General features: G+C 63.8%; 17 protein-coding genes and 1 pseudogene. All 18 read left to right on the plus strand.

Annotation, left to right across the window (positions count from 1 at the left end; translation table 11 throughout):
• Positions 1-104 (plus strand): annotated as a pseudogene (gene sdhB / locus R2N16_RS18950) (succinate dehydrogenase iron-sulfur subunit); the annotation flags it as partial.
• A 71-nt stretch (positions 105-175) separates the two neighbouring features.
• Positions 176-463 (plus strand): FAD assembly factor SdhE, encoded by a 288-nt coding sequence (locus R2N16_RS18955; protein ID WP_009241006.1) that lies wholly within the window; start codon positions 176-178, stop codon positions 461-463.
• A 124-nt stretch (positions 464-587) separates the two neighbouring features.
• Complete coding sequence (gene gltA, locus R2N16_RS18960; RefSeq protein WP_004634431.1) at positions 588-1,889, plus strand: citrate synthase; 1,302 nt, start codon at positions 588-590, stop codon at positions 1,887-1,889.
• A 213-nt stretch (positions 1,890-2,102) separates the two neighbouring features.
• A complete protein-coding gene (gene leuC, locus R2N16_RS18965; RefSeq protein WP_316667485.1) occupies positions 2,103-3,512 on the plus strand; it encodes a 3-isopropylmalate dehydratase large subunit in 1,410 nt (469 codons plus the stop codon).
• Between the two features lie 23 nt (positions 3,513-3,535).
• Positions 3,536-4,186: a 3-isopropylmalate dehydratase small subunit gene (leuD, locus tag R2N16_RS18970; RefSeq protein WP_316667487.1), complete on the plus strand. Its 651-nt coding sequence runs from the start codon at positions 3,536-3,538 to the stop codon at positions 4,184-4,186.
• Between the two features lie 29 nt (positions 4,187-4,215).
• A complete protein-coding gene (gene leuB / locus R2N16_RS18975) occupies positions 4,216-5,286 on the plus strand; it encodes a 3-isopropylmalate dehydrogenase (protein WP_316667489.1) in 1,071 nt (356 codons plus the stop codon).
• A gap of 72 nt (positions 5,287-5,358) precedes the next feature.
• Positions 5,359-5,544, plus strand: a complete 186-nt coding sequence (locus R2N16_RS18980) for a hypothetical protein (RefSeq protein ID WP_316667491.1) — start codon at positions 5,359-5,361, stop codon at positions 5,542-5,544.
• Positions 5,545-5,626: 82 nt separating this feature from the next.
• Positions 5,627-6,730, plus strand: a complete 1,104-nt coding sequence (gene asd / locus R2N16_RS18985) for an aspartate-semialdehyde dehydrogenase (protein WP_316667493.1) — start codon at positions 5,627-5,629, stop codon at positions 6,728-6,730.
• A 387-nt stretch (positions 6,731-7,117) separates the two neighbouring features.
• Entirely contained in the window at positions 7,118-10,027 is a 2,910-nt protein-coding gene (gene tapV / locus R2N16_RS18990; RefSeq protein WP_316667495.1) for a FimV/HubP family polar landmark-like protein TapV, read from the plus strand.
• A gap of 83 nt (positions 10,028-10,110) precedes the next feature.
• Entirely contained in the window at positions 10,111-10,935 is an 825-nt protein-coding gene (gene truA / locus R2N16_RS18995) for a tRNA pseudouridine(38-40) synthase TruA (RefSeq protein WP_316667497.1), read from the plus strand.
• Positions 10,936-10,949: 14 nt separating this feature from the next.
• Positions 10,950-11,651: a phosphoribosylanthranilate isomerase gene (locus R2N16_RS19000; protein ID WP_316667499.1), complete on the plus strand. Its 702-nt coding sequence runs from the start codon at positions 10,950-10,952 to the stop codon at positions 11,649-11,651.
• Positions 11,652-11,746: 95 nt separating this feature from the next.
• On the plus strand, positions 11,747-12,940 hold the full coding sequence (gene trpB / locus R2N16_RS19005) for a tryptophan synthase subunit beta (RefSeq protein ID WP_316667502.1): 1,194 nt from the start codon (positions 11,747-11,749) through the stop codon (positions 12,938-12,940).
• Positions 12,941-12,955: 15 nt separating this feature from the next.
• Complete coding sequence (locus R2N16_RS19010; protein WP_316667504.1) at positions 12,956-13,774, plus strand: DNA-methyltransferase; 819 nt, start codon at positions 12,956-12,958, stop codon at positions 13,772-13,774.
• A gap of 15 nt (positions 13,775-13,789) precedes the next feature.
• On the plus strand, positions 13,790-14,587 hold the full coding sequence (gene trpA, locus R2N16_RS19015) for a tryptophan synthase subunit alpha (protein ID WP_316667505.1): 798 nt from the start codon (positions 13,790-13,792) through the stop codon (positions 14,585-14,587).
• Positions 14,588-14,617: 30 nt separating this feature from the next.
• Positions 14,618-15,490 (plus strand): acetyl-CoA carboxylase, carboxyltransferase subunit beta, encoded by an 873-nt coding sequence (gene accD / locus R2N16_RS19020; protein WP_316667508.1) that lies wholly within the window; start codon positions 14,618-14,620, stop codon positions 15,488-15,490.
• 93 nt (positions 15,491-15,583) lie between these two features.
• The gene (folC, locus tag R2N16_RS19025) at positions 15,584-16,882 is read left to right on the plus strand and encodes a bifunctional tetrahydrofolate synthase/dihydrofolate synthase (protein ID WP_316667510.1); all 1,299 of its coding nucleotides are present in this window, start codon (positions 15,584-15,586) and stop codon (positions 16,880-16,882) included.
• Positions 16,883-16,895: 13 nt separating this feature from the next.
• Positions 16,896-17,756: an SPOR domain-containing protein gene (locus R2N16_RS19030; RefSeq protein ID WP_316667512.1), complete on the plus strand. Its 861-nt coding sequence runs from the start codon at positions 16,896-16,898 to the stop codon at positions 17,754-17,756.
• Between the two features lie 90 nt (positions 17,757-17,846).
• Positions 17,847-18,344 (plus strand): CvpA family protein, encoded by a 498-nt coding sequence (locus R2N16_RS19035; protein WP_316667514.1) that lies wholly within the window; start codon positions 17,847-17,849, stop codon positions 18,342-18,344.
• Positions 18,345-18,366: the final 22 nt, after the last annotated feature.

Consider the following 18,366-nt stretch of genomic DNA (forward strand, 5'->3'; position numbering starts at 1 on the left):
GCTGCCACACCATCATGAATTGCGTCGATGTGTGCCCGAAGGGTCTGAACCCGACCAAGGCCATCGGCAAGATCAAGGAATTGATGGTGCGCCGCGCGGTGTAAGCCGCGAGTCAGCGCACTTTGGCATTGTGTGTCGCCGGAGCGGTTTCTCCGGCGACGCATTTTTAGGAAGTATGGTTGCTGTGAACACTCCGACGTTCTCCCATCAGTCCGATCCGCACAAGCGTGCCCGTTTGCGCTGGCGTGCCCGACGCGGCCTGCTTGAGAACGACATCATCGTCGAGCGCTTCTTCAATCGCTACGAGACGGAACTGTCGGATGACGACGTTGCCGCACTCTCGCAGTTGTTCGAGCTACCCGACAACGACCTGATGGATCTCCTGCTTGCGCGCAAGGAGCCGGAGGGCGAACTCGACGTGCCTCACATCCAGCACGTCCTGACCTTGCTGCGCTCGGTCTGAACCGGCGCGCGAGAGGTTGCCGCAAGACGAATCGGTCCAGCCGCCCCCCCGGCCGGCGCCCCTCGATCCGTCTGGCGGGAGTCTCCCGACTTCATTTTTATAAACAGCAGAGAAGGAAACCGACATGACGCCGTCCGAAGTGAAAGCCACCCTATCGTTTTCCGATGGCTCGCCCAGCGTCGAGCTGCCGATCTACAAGGGCACGGTAGGCCCGGACGTGATCGACATTCGCAAGCTGTACGGTCAGACGGGCAAGTTCACGTACGACCCCGGCTTCATGTCGACCGCGTCGTGCAATTCCAAGATCACCTACATCGATGGCGACAAGGGCGAGCTGCTGTACCGCGGCTACGCCATCGACGATCTGGCCAGCAAGTGCGATTTCATGGAAATCTGCTACCTGCTGCTGAAGGGTGAGCTGCCCAACGCCAAGCAGAAGGAAGAGTTCAACCATGTGGTGACGAATCACACCATGGTGCACGAGCAGATGCAGTTCTTCCTGCGAGGCTTCCGCCGTGACGCCCACCCGATGGCCGTGTTGACGGGCCTCGTGGGTGCAATGAGCGCTTTCTATCCGGACGCGGCCAACATCAATGACCCGCGCGAGCGCGAGATCTCGCAGATTCGCCTGATCGCCAAGCTGCCGACGCTGGTGGCCATGGCGTACAAGTACAACATCGGCCAGCCGCTGATCTACCCGCAGAACAACCTGTCGTATACCGGCAACTTCATGCGCATGATGTTTGCCACGCCGTGCGAAGACTACAAGGTGAACCCGGTGCTGGAGAAGGCACTGGATCGCATCTTCATCCTGCACGCTGACCACGAACAGAATGCGTCGACGTCGACGGTGCGTCTGGCCGGTTCGTCGGGCACGAACCCGATCGCTGCCATCGCCGCTGGTATCGCCTGCCTGTGGGGCCCGGCGCACGGTGGTGCGAACGAGGCTGCACTCAACATGCTGGAAGAGATCGGTACCGTCGACAAGGTTCCGGAGTTCATCAAGCAGGTCAAGGACAAGAACAGCGGCGTGCGCCTGATGGGCTTTGGCCACCGCGTGTACAAGAACTACGACCCGCGCGCCAAGCTGATGCGCGAAACCTGCCACGAAGTGCTGAATGAGCTTGGCTTGCACAACGACCCGCTGTTCAAGCTGGCGATGGAGCTGGAAAAGATCGCCCTGGAAGACGAGTACTTCGTCAGCCGCAAGCTGTATCCGAACGTCGACTTCTACTCGGGCATTGTGCAGCGCGCGCTGGGCATCCCGACCTCGATGTTCACCTGTATCTTCGCGCTGGCTCGCTCGGTGGGCTGGATCTCGCAGTGGGAAGAGATGATCACCGATCCCGAATACAAGATCGGCCGTCCGCGCCAACTGTTCAACGGCGCCGCTACCCGCGAAGTGCCGTCGATCGACAAGCGCTAAGCCAGGCGCTTTGCTTACAGAAGCCCCGTCCGGGAAACCGGCGGGGTTTTTTGTTGCCCGCAGATGGCGGAAGGGCCTTCGCGAAACGGCGAAACCCCCTTTCGTCAGTCACGTCCGGTGCCTGATGCACCGGGTGGCATAATCGATCACTCCCCACGAAACTGCTCGCGCGGCGGCCCTGAATGTCAGGGCGCGTTGTGCACGGATCGCATCATGGCCAAGACGCTCTACGACAAACTTTGGGACGATCACGTCGTTCATACCGAAGAAGACGGCACGACCGTCCTCTATATCGATCGTCAACTGCTGCACGAAGTGACGAGTCCGCAGGCGTTCGAAGGCCTGAAGATGGCCGGTCGTCCCGTGTGGCGCATTAGCGCCAACCTCGCCGTGTCGGACCACAACGTGCCGACCACCGACCGCTCGCACGGCATTGCCGATCCGGTCTCCAAGCTGCAGGTCGATACGCTTGATGCCAATTGCGATAGCTACGGCATCACGCAATTCAAGATGAACGACAAGCGTCAGGGCATCGTGCACGTGATCGGACCCGAGCAGGGCGCGACGTTGCCGGGCATGACGGTGGTCTGCGGTGATTCACACACCAGCACGCACGGCGCATTCGGCGCACTCGCGCACGGCATCGGCACGTCGGAAGTCGAGCACGTGCTGGCCACGCAAACGCTGCTCGCCAAGAAGAGCAAGAACATGCTCGTGAAGGTGGAGGGCACGCTGCCTCGCGGCTGCACCGCCAAGGACATCGTGCTCGCCATCATCGGCAAGATCGGTACGGCCGGCGGTACGGGCTACGCCATGGAATTCGGCGGCTCGGCCATTCGCGCACTGTCGATGGAAGGCCGCATGACGGTGTGCAACATGGCCATCGAGGGCGGCGCCCGCGCCGGCATGGTCGCCGTGGATGACGTCACGCTCGAATACATCAAGGGCCGTCCATTCGCGCCGCAGGGCGTGGAGTGGGAGCAAGCCGTCGCCTACTGGCGCACGCTGCATTCCGATGAAGGCGCCCACTTCGACCACGTGGTCGAGCTGCGCGCAGAAGACATCCGCCCGCAGGTGAGCTGGGGCACATCGCCGGAAATGGTGGTCAGCATTGAAGACCGCGTGCCGGATCCCGACAAAGAGAAAGACCCGAACAAGCGCAACGCCATGGAGCGCGCGCTTGAGTACATGGGCCTGCAGCCGAACGTTGCCATCAGCGACATCAACATCGACAAGGTCTTCATCGGCTCGTGTACCAACAGCCGTATCGAAGACATGCGCGCTGCAGCGTGGGTGGTACAGAAGCTGGGCAAGCGCATTGCCCCGAACGTGAAGCTGGCGATGGTCGTGCCGGGCTCGGGCCTCGTGAAGGAACAGGCCGAGCGCGAAGGGCTCGACAAGATCTTCAGGGCGGCAGGCTTTGAGTGGCGCGAGCCGGGTTGCTCGATGTGTCTCGCAATGAACGCCGACCGTCTCGACCCGGGCGAGCGTTGCGCATCCACATCCAACCGCAACTTCGAAGGCCGTCAGGGCGCGGGTGGCCGCACCCACCTGGTGAGCCCGGCGATGGCTGCAGCGGCGGCGCTGGAAGGCCACTTCGTCGACGTGCGCAAGCTCGCTTGAGCGGCAAGATAGAGAGAGCAATCATGGAACAATTCACCATCCACACCGGCCTCGTGGCCCCGCTCGACCGCGAGAACGTCGACACCGACGCCATCATCCCGAAACAGTTCCTCAAGTCGATCAAGCGCACGGGCTTCGGGCCGAACCTGTTCGACGAGTGGCGCTACAAGGACGCCGGTGAGCCCGGCCAGGACAACAGCAAGCGTCCGCTGAACCCCGACTTCGTGCTGAACCAGCCGCGTTACAAGGGTGCCTCGGTGTTGCTGGCGCGCAAGAACTTCGGCTGCGGCAGCTCGCGTGAGCACGCACCATGGGCGCTGCAGCAGTACGGCTTCCGCGCCATCATCGCGCCGAGCTTTGCCGACATCTTCTTCAACAACTGCTTCAAGAACGGCCTGCTGCCGATCGTGCTGACGGAGTCGCAGGTCGACCATCTGTTCAACGAGACGCAAGCCTTTACCGGTTACCAGCTGACCGTCGATCTGGACAAGCAGATTGTCGTCACGCCGGGCGGTACGGCGTATCCGTTCGACATCACGGCGTTCCGCAAATACTGCCTGCTCAACGGCTTCGACGACATCGGTCTGACCTTGCGCTACGCCGACCAGATCAAGGCTTACGAAGCGCAGCGCCTGGCCAAGATGCCATGGCTCGCACACAAGCTCGTCGGCTGAGCTGACCACAGAACAATAAGGACATACGCATGACCAAGATTGCAGTGTTGCCGGGTGACGGCATTGGCAAGGAAATCGTCGCCGAGGCCGTGAAAGTGCTCAAGGTGCTGGGCGAGTCGTTCGAGATGGAATTCGCCCCGGTGGGCGGCGCCGGCTACGAGGCCAAGGGCCATCCGCTGCCGGAGGACACGCTCAAGCTCGCCAAGGAGGCTGACGCCATCCTGTTCGGCGCCGTGGGCGACTGGAAATACGACACGCTGGCGCGCGAACTGCGTCCCGAGCAGGCCATTCTCGGCCTGCGCAAGCATCTGCAGCTGTTCGCCAATTTCCGTCCGGCGATCTGTTACCCGGAGCTGGCCGGCGCATCGAGCCTGAAGCCCGAGATCGTGTCCGGTCTCGACATCCTGATCGTGCGCGAACTGACCGGCGACATCTACTTCGGCCAGCCGCGCGGCGTGCGTGCGGCACCGGACGGTGTCTTCGCCGGGGCCCGTGAAGGCTTCGACACCATGCGCTACAGCGAGCCGGAAATCCGCCGGATCGCGCACGTCGCCTTCCAGGCCGCCGCCAAGCGCGGCAAGAAGCTGTGCAGCGTCGACAAGGCCAACGTGCTCGAGACGTTCCAGTTCTGGAGGGACATCGTTACCGACGTGCACAAGGAGTACCCGGACGTCGAGCTGTCGCACATGTACGTCGACAATGCGGCCATGCAACTCGTGAAGGCGCCGAAGAACTTCGACGTGATCGTCACCGGCAACATGTTCGGTGACATTCTCTCGGACGAGGCCGCCATGCTGACGGGCTCGATCGGCATGCTGCCCTCGGCGTCGCTCGACGCGAACAACAAGGGCCTGTATGAGCCGTCGCACGGCTCCGCGCCGGATATTGCGGGCAAGGGCGTTGCCAACCCCCTGGCGACGATCCTCTCGGCGGCGATGATGCTGCGCTATTCGTTGAACAAGACCGAGCAGGCGGATCGCATCGAGGCGGCTGTCAAGAAGGTGCTGGAGCAGGGCTATCGCACTGGCGACATCCTGACGCCGGGCTGCAAACAGGTCGGCACTGTAGAGATGGGCGACGCGGTGGTCGCTGCCTTGTAAAGGCAAACACGCGTTGCGGTGCCGTCACATGCGGCACCGCAATCGTCGTTTTTTCGGCGGACACATGTTGCAGTGCATTTTGTCGCCGCCAAATCGTGTATATTTTTGCAGATGATCTCGATCGCGCTCCCCGTCCTCGTACTGGGTATTCTGGGCACCCTGGCTATCGCCGCCAAGGGCACCGCCGCGCGCGCTCGCATGACGCCTGTCGAGATTCGCACGACCACGAAAATCATTACCAAAAAAACGATCTCCTAGATCGTCCGTCGTGTCCGTTCGCCTTCCCCGCGCGGTCACGCCGGGCGACCGAGGCGGGGAAAATCACTAGAGGTTCACAATCATGAAGGTAGGTCTCGTCGGTTGGCGCGGGATGGTCGGCAGCGTGCTGATGCAGCGCATGCAGGAAGAAAAGGATTTCGACCTGATCGACACTGTGTTTTTCAGCACCAGCAACGCCGGCGGCAAGGCGCCCGCATTCGCCAAGACGGATGCGCCCCTGGCCGACGCCAATGACATCGAAGCACTGAAGGCATGCGACACGATCATCACGTGCCAGGGCGGTGACTACACCACCGAAGTCTTCCCGAAGCTGCGCGCGGCAGGCTGGAACGGCTACTGGATCGATGCCGCCTCGACGCTGCGCATGGAAGACGACGCCGTGATCGTGCTGGACCCGGTCAACCTGTCGCTCATCAAGAACGCGGTGGCGGCTGGCACCAAGAATTTCATCGGCGGCAACTGCACCAACTCCATCCTGCTGATGGGCGTGGGTGGCCTGTTCCGCGAGGATCTGGTCGAATGGGTGAGCTCGATGACCTACCAGGCGGCTTCGGGCGGTGGTGCGAACCACATGCGCGAACTGCTCAAGGGCATGGGCGTGATCCACAGCGCCGTGGCTGATGAACTGGCGAATCCGGCGTCCGCCATCCTCGACATCGACCGCAAGGTTGCCAAGACCATCCGCGAAGATGTGCCGACCGAATTCTTCCCGGCGCCGCTGGCTGGGGGGCTGATCCCCTGGATCGACAAGCAGCTCGACAACGGTCAGTCGAAGGAAGAGTGGAAGGGCCAGGCAGAGGTCAACAAGATCCTGGGCACGGCGCAGACGATTCCGGTCGACGGCCTTTGTGTGCGGATTGGTGCAATGCGCTGCCATAGCCTGGGCCTGACGCTCAAGCTCAAGCGCGACCTGCCGCTCGAAGAAATCGAGCAGATCATCCGTTCGGGCAACCCCTGGGTGAAGTGGGTCCCGAACGACCGCAGCATCACGGAGAAGGAACTGACGCCGGCCTCCATCACCGGTGGTCTGGAAATCGGCGTGGGTCGCGTGCGCAAGCTGAACATGGGGCCGGAGTATGTGAGCGCCTTCGTGATCGGCGACCAGCTTCTGTGGGGGGCCGCTGAGCCGCTGCGCCGTACGTTGCGTATCCTGCTGGGCAAGTGATTCGGGCTTTGCTTTCGATGTCGGGCAGGGCGTCGGCGGCTGTCGTTGCGGCCTGACAACAGAAAGTGTGCTTTTTCCACCAACGCCGCGCGGCCTGCGCGGCGTTGTGCCATCTGGATGCGCACGGCCTGTAACGTTGGTACACAATAGCGGCCGGAACGCCGTCCGCCCATTCGTGGGGTGGACGGGGCGCGGGGAAGGGTTAGCGCCACATGAAGCACGCGCATTCCGGGGGGTACGTCGGGTGCTTCAGAATCTCGCCAATTGTGTCGTTTTCATAAAGATTGACGGCGGTTCTTATCCAGCACTTCACTTTTTGGGTGAACTTGCTGCGCTAACTCGTTGATGTTAAGTTCGTTTGCACATTAAAAGATAACGGAGTCGAAGGTGAGGGTGAGCCAATACCGCCGGAGAGAATCGTCCCATCGCAGTCCTCGCTGGTCGGCCGTCGCGTTTGCTGCGGCGAGCCTGCTGCTGATTCAGCCCGCAGCGCAAGCGGCCGGTTTCGGTGCGCTGCACGTGCGTTCCAGCCTCGGCCAGCCGCTGCAGGCCGAAATCGATCTGACCGGTGTGACGCCAGAAGAGGTGCAAAACCTGGTCGCCAAACTGGCTGCGCCGGACGCCTATTCGCGTGCCGGGCTGACCTATAACCCGATCGTCTCCTCGCTGCGCGCATCGCTCGAGCGCCAATCGAATGGCAACTACGTGGTGCGTCTGCGCTCGACCCAGCCCGTCGCTGAGCCATTCGTGGATGTTCTGGTTGACCTGAACTGGGCGAGCGGCCACGTTTCGCGCGCTTATACATTCCTGCTGGACCCGGTGGGCTCCAGCAGTACCGCACAGAATTTCGCGCCGACGCCGGTGGTGCAGGCCACGACGCCGGGCGCCGCTGAATCGGCGCCGGCTGCTTCGGCCGTCCAACCGCAGGCGGCTGCTCCGGCCGCCGCGGCGCCGGCACCGGCACGCCAGCCCCGTGCCACTCGGCAGGCTGCACGTGCCCAGCAAGCTGCTCCGGCTGCAGCCACGCCGGACGCTACGCCCGGCGGCTCGTACACCGTGCAGCGCGGCGATAGCCTGTACGACGTGGCATCGACGGCCGCACAAGGTCAGGACGCCGTGTCGCTCGACCAGATGCTGTTGGCGCTGTATCGCAACAATCCCAACGCTTTCATTGGCGGCAACATCAACCGGTTGCGTACGGGCTCGGTGCTGAAAGTGCCGTCGCAGGCCGAGGCGCAGAAAACGCCAGCGCGTGAAGCGCGCCGCGAAGTCATTGCCCAAACGTCGGGCTTTGCCGGCTATCGCAATCGCTTGGCAACGGCTGCCGAAGCCAACGCGGCCACGGATACCGACTCCGCCCGCCAGCAAAACGGCAGCGTGTCGGCCCGCGTGCAGGATCAAGCCACGCCGGCAGCCAGCGGCCGCGATGAGCTGCGTCTGTCCAAGGCTGATCGTACCGGCAAGGCCGGTGCGGCCGCTGCCCGCGATGAGGAACTCGTCGCCAAGGAACGCGCGCTCAAGGAAATGGAATCGCGCGTTGCACAGTTGGAGAAGAATCTCTCTGACATGCAGCGCCTGGTTGAACTGAAGAACGCTGAATTGGCCAAGGCAGCCAGCGCTGCCAAGCCGGCCGCTGGTGCTGCGCCGTCGACGGCTGCTCCGGCGGTAGCGGCGGCCAATGCGCAGGCACCGGCTGCAGCGGCATCGTCAGCACCGGCTCCAGTTGCCGCCGCGCCGGCAGAAACGGCCGCTGTTGCACCGGCGTCGTCGACAACGGCGGCCGCAGCGGCTTCCACGCCGGAAGCTGCATCGGCGCCGGTGGCAGCAGCCTCGGCACCGCAAGCGGCTGCCAGCGCTCCGGTGGCTGCTGCGTCGGCTCCTACGGCTGCGCCGAAGAAGGCGCCAGTGGTCGTGGCCCCGCCGCCGATTCAGGAAGAATCGTTCCTCTCTTCGTTGCTGGGCAACCCGATGGCCCTGGGCCTGGGTGGCTTGGTGGTGGCGCTGCTGGGTGGTCTGGTCGTGTATCGCCGCCGCCAGCAGAAGCCGGAGCAGGCACATGGCTTCCAGGACAGCCTGCTCTCGCAGGAAAGCACCGTGATGGCGGGCGCCAACTCGCTGTTTGGCGCGGCTGGCGGTCAGAGCGTCGATACCTCGCAGCACAGCGTGTTCGGTGCGGATTTCCGCATTGGCGGCGGCAACGAGAGCAATGAAGTCGACCCGATTGCTGAGGCCGATGTGTACATCGCCTACGGTCGCGACGTGCAAGCCGAAGAAATCCTGCGCGAGGCACTGGAGCAACATCCAGAGCGCCAAGCTATTCGTCTGAAGTTGATGGAAATTTACGCCAATCGTCAGGACGCCCACGGCTTCCAGACCATTGCAGAAGAGATGCTGGCGCAAGTTGGCGCGGGCTCGTCGGAATGGGCAGAGGCTGCGGCGATGGGTCGCAAGTTTGATCCGGCCAACCCGCTGTACCTGACGGTGCAGGGTGATGGAAACCATCCGGGTGCCCAAGCGCATGAAGATCCGAGCCACGCTGGTGCTGCAGTGGCGGGCGCTGCTGCCCTGGCCGGTGTGGGCGCTGCGGTGGCTGCTGAAGCGTTCAGCCCGACGGTGACGGGCCAGACGACCCGTCGCGGGGACGACTGGACGACGCTGTCTCCGGATCTGGACCCGTCCGCGCCGTCAACCAAGGCACCGCAACTGGCAGATTTCGATCTGCCGCTGGAGTCGTTCCCGGCGCCGGCAGCAGGTGAGCCGATCACCGCACCGGAAGAGGCCTCGGACATCTTCAAGATGCATGCCGAACCCGAAGCGGATCTGCCGCAGTTCAACGCGCACGCTGGCGAGGCTTATCAGCCCGTTGCCGCGCCGCCGCTGCATATGGACCTGTCGGACCTGTCGCTGGATCTGAACCCGACGCCGCCCGCGGCAGAAGCGACTGCTCCGGCAGCATCTGTTGTCGCAGAGGAAAGCCTGCCGAGCTGGGCCCAGCCGACCGACCTGTCGCAGGCCCCGATGCACTTCGAATCCGAGCCGCATCACGCAGAGCACGCCGAGGTCGCCAACGACGAGCCGCAATCGGCCATCCGTCTGGATACCAACCTGCCGCACACGCTGTCCGGCGAGCATGGCGCCGACGGTGTGCGCGATCTGCAGATCAAGTTCGATCTGGCCAAGGCCTACATCGAGATCGGCGACAAGGAAGGCGCACGCGAACTGCTGCAGGAAGTGCTGGACCTGGGCGATCCGTCGTTCCACGCCGAGGCACAAGCCTTGATGCGCCAGATCGGCTGACGCACCGCGCTTGACGCCATCGACAGCGCCGGCAGGGTGGTATCCTGCCGGCGTTTTTCTTTCCGCATGAGGATTCACAAGGCATGACGCGCATCGCGCTCGGCATCCAGTACGACGGTGCCGCGTTTTCGGGGTGGCAATCGCAGCCGCACGGCAACACCGTGCAGGACGCGCTGGAGGCAGCGCTGCGGCAGTTTGCCGGCGTGGCGCTGCCGACCACGGTCGCCGGTCGCACCGATGCTGGTGTGCATGCGCTGGGTCAGGTGGTCCACCTGGACACCGACCTCGTACGCGAGCCCTTCTCGTGGGTGCGCGGCACCAACGCCTTTCTGCCGCCGACGGTGGCTGTGCGCTGGGCGCAGGAGATGCCGGAGGATTTTCACGCGCGCTTCTCTGCGCATCGCCGCACGTATTACTACGCGCTGACCTTCGGTCCGACGCGCGCACCGTTGCTCGAAGACAAGGCTGGCTACGTGATGCTGCCGCCCGGCCAATCCCTTGACGTGGCAGCCATGAACGAGGCCGCGCAGGTACTGGTCGGCGAGCACGATTTCTCGTCTTTTCGTGCGGCCGAATGTCAAGCCAAGTCGCCCGTCAAAACGATGTACTCGATAGAGGTTCGGGGCGATGGCGAATGGGTGTTCGTGCGTATTCGCGGCAGCGCGTTCCTGCACCACATGGTGCGCAACATCATGGGCTGCCTGGTGGCGATCGGGCGTGGCCGCCGGCCCGTGTCCTGGATGAGCGAGGTCCTGGTGGCCCGCAGCCGCGTAGCCGCTGCCCCGACTTTTATGCCCGACGGACTGTATCTGGCCGAGGTGGGCTATCCTGATGCCTTCTCGTTGCCGGCGTCTCCGGCATCGTCCAGCCTGTTTCGTGGCGTGTTCGACGAGCACGCCGGCCCGTGAATCCCGCTTCCTCCATGCCGTTGCACCGTACCCGTATCAAGCTGTGTGGCCTGACCCGGCCGGCCGACGTTGACCACGCCGTCGCGCTCGGCGCCGATGCGATTGGGCTCGTTTTCTATCCGCCCAGCCCGCGTTACGTCCCCATCGAGCGTGCGGCAGAGCTGGCCCGCCGCGCTGGTCCGTTCGTCGCCGTGACGGGCCTGTTCGTCAACGCCGGCGCGGATGACGTGGCGCGCGTGCTCGACCAAGTGCCGTTGACGTTGCTCCAGTTCCACGGTGATGAGCCGGCAGAGCTGTGCGCCGAGATTGCCGGAAAGGTGGGGCTGCCTTGGTTGCGCGCCCTGCGTGTTCAGCCGGGGGCCGATTTGGTAGAATTCGCCGATCGGTTTGCCGCTGCCCAAGGCCTGCTCCTCGACGCATTTGTCGAGGGTTATGGCGGCGGCGGCCACGTCTTCGACTGGACCCTCATTCCCCCGCAATGGCTCCCGCAATCGCCATCCTTGCCAACCCCAAGCGCCGCTCCTCGGCTCGTTTTGAGTGGTGGGTTGAGCGCGCAAAACGTCGCTGGCGCGATTGAACGCGTGCGGCCGTACGCTGTTGACGTCAGCAGCGGGATCGAGGCCGCACGGGGCGTGAAGGACCACGCCCGGATGACTGCATTTGTGCGTGCGGTCCGCGAGGCCGATGCAGCCCTTGGCGCATCGGTTCAGGCCTGAGCCGATCTGGCAGGTTTCTCGCGGCGCACGCCTTCCTGAATATCGCCGCCGACGGGTCTTGACTCTGACCTCGGCGGACGCCTCGAGAGATTGCCATGTACAACCTGCCCGACGCCCACGGCCATTTCGGCCCCTACGGCGGCACCTTCGTTTCGGAAACGCTGTCCCACGCGCTCGATGAACTGCGCGACGCCTATGCGCGCTACCAGCACGACCCCGAGTTCATCAAGGAATACGAGTACGAGCTGAAACATTTCGTTGGCCGTCCGTCGCCCATCTATCACGCACGCCGCCTGACCGAACATTGCGGCGGCGCGCAGATCTACCTCAAGCGCGAAGACCTGAACCACACCGGCGCGCACAAGGTAAACAACGTGATCGGCCAGGCGCTGCTGGCACGCCGCATGGGCAAGCCACGCGTGATTGCCGAAACGGGTGCCGGCCAGCACGGCGTGGCCACGGCCACGATTGCCGCGCGCTACGGCATGGAATGCGTCGTGTACATGGGCAGCGAAGATGTGCGCCGTCAGGCCGCCAACGTCTACCGCATGAAGCTGCTGGGGGCGACCGTGGTGCCCGTGGAGTCGGGCTCGCGCACGCTCAAGGACGCGCTGAACGAAGCGATGCGCGACTGGGTGACCAACGTGGCCGACACCTTCTACATCATCGGTACGGTGGCGGGGCCGCATCCGTATCCGATGATGGTGCGCGACTTCCAGGCCGTGATCGGCGAGGAATGCAAAGTGCAGATGCCGGAGATGACCGGGCGCCAGCCGGACGCCGTGATCGCCTGCGTAGGCGGCGGCTCCAACGCCATGGGTATCTTCTATCCGTACATCGACCATGCTGACGTCAAGCTGATCGGCGTGGAGGCGGCGGGCGAGGGCATCGAGACCGGCCGCCACGCTGCGTCGCTCACGGGTGGCTCCCCGGGCGTGCTGCACGGCAACCGCACTTATCTGCTGCAGGATGACGATGGCCAGATCATTGAGACGCATTCGATCTCGGCGGGGCTCGATTATCCGGGCGTCGGTCCGGAGCACGCCTGGTTGAAGGATGTGCGGCGCGCGGAATATGTCGGCATTACCGACAAGGAAGCGCTGCAGTCCTTCCATGACCTGTGCCGCATGGAGGGCATCATCCCGGCGCTGGAATCGAGCCATGCGCTGGCGTATGCGTGCAAGCTGGCGCCGACGCTGCCCAAAGACAAGATCTTGCTGGTGAACCTGTCGGGTCGCGGTGACAAGGATATGCATACCGTCGCTGAACTCTCCGGCATCCAACTCTAACGGCACGGCACACGCATGACCGAGCGCGCCATCGACGGCATCTTCAACGAGGACTGCATTACCGGGGTCGGGCACCTGGCCGACGGCAGTGTGGACCTCGTCATCGCCGATCCGCCGTACGGGCTGGGCAAGGATTACGGCAACGATTCCGACAAGCTGTCGGGCGATGCCTACCTCGCCTGGTCTGAACGCTGGATCGATGCGGTGCGGCCGAAGCTGGCGCGCAACGGTTCGCTCTACCTGTTCTGCACGTGGCAATACGCGCCGGAACTGTTCGTGATGCTCAAGCGGCGTCTCACAATGGTCAACGAGATCATCTGGGACCGCCGCGTGCCCAGCATGGGTGGCAGCACGCGCAAGTTCTCGTCGGTGCACGACAACATCGGCTTTTTTGCCGCTTCACGCGATTACTACTTCGACGTCGACGCCGTGCGCATTCCGTACGACGCCGAGACGAAGAAAGCGCGCAGCCGCAAGCGTTTCGAGGGCAAGAAGTGGCTGGAAGTCGGCTACAACCCGAAGGACGTGTGGAGCGTGTCGCGCCTGCACCGGCAAGACCCGGAGCGCGCCGAGCATCCTACGCAGAAGCCGCTGGAACTGGTGGAACGCATGATCCTGGCAAGCTGCCCGCCGGGCGGCCTGGTGCTGGACCCGTTCCTGGGCAGCGGCACCACGGCTGCGGCGTGTGCGCGGCTTGACCGCCGCTTCGCCGGCTTCGAGATCAACGCCGACTATTGCCGCGTGGCGCGCGAGCGCGTGGCCGCCGTGCATGCCGCCGCATTTGCCGCCCAACCGACTGAATCGCGGGCGCCCGACACCATCAAGGTCGCCTGACACACTGATCCCGCTATGTCCCGCATTGCTCAAACTTTTTCGCAGTTGTCCGCACAGGGCCGCAAGGGCCTGATTCCGTTCATCACGGCGGGCGATCCGTACCCCGAGATGACCGTCGACCTGATGCACGCGCTGGTCAAAGGCGGTTCCAACGTCATCGAACTGGGCGTGCCGTTCTCTGACCCGATGGCCGATGGCCCGGTGATCCAGCGTGCTTCGGAGCGCGCATTGGCCAATAAAGTCGGCCTGCGCACGGTGCTGGAGTATGTGCGCACATTCCGCACCACCGATTCGACGACGCCCGTGGTGCTCATGGGCTACGCCAACCCGATCGAGCGCATGGGCGTTGATGCCTTTGCCAAGGCGGCATCCGAAGCGGGCGTGGACGGCGTGCTCGTCGTCGACTACCCGCCCGAAGAGTGCGAGGCCTTTGCCAAGACCATGCGCGCTGCCGGCATCGATCCGATCTTCCTGCTGGCACCCACGTCCACCGAGGCGCGCATCGCGCAGATCGCCCGCGTGGCGAGCGGCTACATCTATTACGTTTCGCTCAAGGGCGTGACGGGCGCGGCCACCATCGACCTGGACGCAGTGGCTGCGCGCATCCCGCAAATCCGCCAGCACGCACGGCTGCCGGTGGGTGTCGGGTTCGGCATCCGTGATGCGGCCACAGCACGTGCGATCAGCGGTGTGGCGGATGCGGTGGTCATTGGATCCCGCATTGTGCAATTGCTTGAGGAGGCACCTCGCGAACAAGCGGTACAATACCTGACTGATTTCATCGCGGAGATTCGCCAGGCGCTCGACGCCTAGTCTCGGCGACATTGCATTCAAGGAGCACGCATGAGCTGGCTGGACAAACTGCTTCCGCCCAAGATCCAACAGACCGATCCGTCGCAACGCAAGGGCATTCCCGAAGGCCTCTGGGTCAAATGCCCGGCCTGCGAGTCGGTGCTGTACCGTACCGACGTCGAAGCTAATCTGCACGTCTGCCCGAAGTGCGATCACCATATGCGCATCGGCGCGCGCGCCCGTCTGGACGCGCTGCTCGACGCCGAGGGCCGCTATGAGCTTGGCCAGGAGATCCTGCCGGTCGACGCGCTCAAGTTCAAGGACAGCAAGAAGTACCCCGACCGCATCAAGGCGGCCATGGACAACAGCGGTGAAACCGATGCCATGGTTGTGATGGGCGGTGCCATCCATGCACTGCCGGTGGTGGTGGCGTGCTTCGAGTTCGAGTTCATGACGGGTTCCATGGGCTCGGTGGTGGGCGAGCGTTTCGCGCGTGGCGCGCAGATGGCGCTGGAACAGAAAGTTCCGTTCATCTGTGTGACGGCCTCGGGCGGTGCGCGCATGCAAGAAAGCCTCCTGTCGCTCATGCAAATGGCCAAGACCACTGCGATGGTCCAGAAGCTGGCGCAAGCCAAGCTGCCGTTCATCAGCGTGCTGACCGATCCCACCACGGGCGGTGTGTCTGCCAGCTTCGCCTTCATGGGCGACGTGGTGATCGCCGAGCCCAAGGCGATGATCGGCTTTGCCGGCCCGCGCGTGATCGAGCAGACCGTGCGCGAAAAGCTGCCGGAAGGCTTCCAGCGCGCTGAGTTCCTGCTGCAGAAGGGTGCGATCGACATGATTGTCGATCGCCGCAACATGCGCCGCGAGATCGCCGAGCTTCTGGCGCTCCTGCAGAAGCAACCGGCCGACGCACTGGCCTGATGCAGCACACCTGTTGAACCGAAGCGCGGGCGAGAGTCCGCGCTTCTTGTTTTTGCGCGGCCGGTTTGCCCGAAGCCGCGCCACATATTTCGCATGCCTACATTCGACACGCTGCCCAACTGGCTGGCCCACCTGGAAACCGCACACCCGGTCGGCATCGACATGGGCTTGGCCCGCATCAGTCGCGTGCGCGATGCGCTCGGGCTGGAATTCAAGTCGGTCGTCTTCACGGTGGGCGGCACCAATGGCAAGGGCTCGACCTGCGCGATGCTGGAGGCGATCCTGCTGGCTGCCGGCTACAAGGTGGGTTGCCATACCTCGCCGCACCTGATCGACTTTAACGAACGTGCTCGCGTGAATGGCGAGATCGCCACCGACGCGATGCTGCTGCCGCACTTCGAAGCGGTGGAGCGCGCGCGCTGCAGCTTTCCCGAGCCAGTCAGCCTGACGTACTTCGAATTCACTACGCTGGCGATCATGCATCTGTTCGCCAACGCTGGCCTCGATGCGGTGATCCTGGAGGTTGGCCTGGGCGGGCGGTTGGATGCGGTCAACATTGTCGATACCGATTGCGCCATCATCACCAGCGTCGATCTCGATCACATGGCCTACCTGGGCGATACCCGCGAGGCGATCGGCTTTGAGAAAGCCGGCATCTTCCGTGGGGGCAAGCCAGCCATCTGTTCTGACCCGGTGCCCCCGATCTCCCTGGTCAAGCACGCTGAGGCCATTGCGGCAGATCTCTGGCTGATCGGCCGCGATTTCAACTTTCAAGGTGACAAGCAGCAGTGGGGCTTCAGCGGGCGCGGGCGCCGTTGGCCGAGCCTCGGGTATCCGGCATTGCGCGGGGCGAATCAGCTGCTGAATGCGTCTGCGGCGCTGGCAGCGCTGGAATCGGTGCGCGACCGGTTGCCGATTTCGGCGCAGGACGTGCGTCTGGGGCTGTCGCAAGTGGTGTTGCCGGGGCGCTTCCAGGTTTTGCCGGGCCGTCCGTCGGTCATCCTGGACGTTGCCCACAACCCGCACGCGTCGGCTGCGCTTGGGCAGAACCTCGAGAACATGGGTTTCTACCGCTACACCTACGCGGTGTTCGGTGCGATGCAGGACAAGGACATTGCTGGCGTGCTTGGTCACATGCTCGACAAGGTCGACCACTGGTGCCTGACCGACTTGCCCACGCCGCGCGCCGCAAGTGCGGCCAGCCTGGCGCAGGCATTGGCCGACGCCGGTTTCCGCGCAGGGAAGGAATCGAGCGTGAGCACGTTCAGCGATCCCGCCACAGCGTATCGCAACGCCATGGAGCGCGCGACCGAGGATGATAGAATCGTGGTCTTCGGATCGTTCTACACCGTTGCCGGCGTGCTGGCGGAGCGCAAGAGTCGCGCGCACTAAACCCGGGGCCCTCATGGGACTGTTTTCCATCTTTTCCTCCCGCAAGAACGCTGAAGGCGAACGCTCGCGCGGCGTAGCCGCCGGCAGTGCTGCCGATGTGGCTCGCGATGCGGTGCGCGGTTCTCGCGCATCGTCGAATGCCCGCAGTCGCGCCTCCCGTCGCACCGATGATGACGACGACGGCCTAGACCCCGAACTCCCGCAAAAGCAACGTGCACGCCGCCGCCTGATCGGCGCCGTGGTGCTGGTGGGCGCCGCCGTGATCGTGCTGCCCCTGGTGTTCGATGCGAAACCGCGCCCCGTGACCGATGCCGTCGCCGTGCAGATCCAGGATCAACCGGTCGATCGTGGTGCCAAGGCTTCGACCGATGAGCCGAAGGTCGCCAGTCGACGTTCCGCGTCGCGTCCTGCAGATTCGTCGACGGATCAGGCGCAGGCGCTTGACCAGGGCGAAGAGGTTGTCGCAAGCAACGACGCGCCGGCGGCTGCTCAGAATACGCTGGCTGCAGCCAAGCCAGCGACAACGCCCAAGCCTGTCGCCAGCCTGACGCCACCCGCTGAATCCAAGCCAGCAACGAAACCCGCCCAACCGGCCGCCCAGCCCGCACAGCAAGCGGCTGCACCGGGCAGCGAGGCCAACGGCGGCAAGTTCATTCTCCTGATCGGCGCCTTCGCTTCCGAAGACCGCGCCCGAAACTGGCTGGGCAAGCTCAAGGGCGAGAAGATTCCTGGTTACATCGAACATAAGAAGGTGCCTGAAAAGGGCGATCTGGCGTTGCTGCGAGCGGGCCCATTCAGTGATCGTGCCTCTGCGGAAGCGGCGCAGAAGCGTGCGGAACAGATTGGCCTCACGCCCAAACTCGTGCAGCAATAACGATGCGGTCCAACGTGTTCTCAGCGCACTCGTCAGATTTGCTGATTCATCGCGCCGCTTTCCGCCACAGTCAAGCCAGGCCGCTGCCCGATGCAACCGACTTTCTTTGACTACGGTGTGCTGTTCATCATCGTCACGTCGGCGCTGATTGGGTTGTTTCGCGGGCTGATCCGCGAAGTGCTGGCGCTGCTCGGGTGGTTGTTTGCGGCCTGGGTGGCGTACACGTTTTCAGGCATGGCGGCGGGCTGGATGCCGGAATCGCTGCCCGGTGGCCCGGTCGCACGCACCGTTCTCGGTTTCGTCCTACTGTTTATCGTGACGGTGATTGCAACTTCGCTGGTCGGCGCGCTGCTTTCGGCAGCGCTGGCAAGCGCGGGGCTCAAGCCGGCAGATCGTGGCCTGGGTATGGTGTTCGGGGTGGCACGCGCAGGCGTGATCATCCTCGTGTTGATGACGGTGGCCGGCTTTACCAGTCTGCCCGAGCAACCGTTCTGGCGCGAGGCAGTAACGCGGCCCTACGCGGAGCAGGTGGCACAAGCGGCCAAGCCGTTGTTGCCGCAGGATGTCGCAAAGTATGTGCACTATTGATCTGGAGCGTCTGGCCACAAGC

The organism is Ralstonia psammae (genome assembly GCF_958405935.1).
Lineage (GTDB): Bacteria > Pseudomonadota > Gammaproteobacteria > Burkholderiales > Burkholderiaceae > Ralstonia > Ralstonia psammae.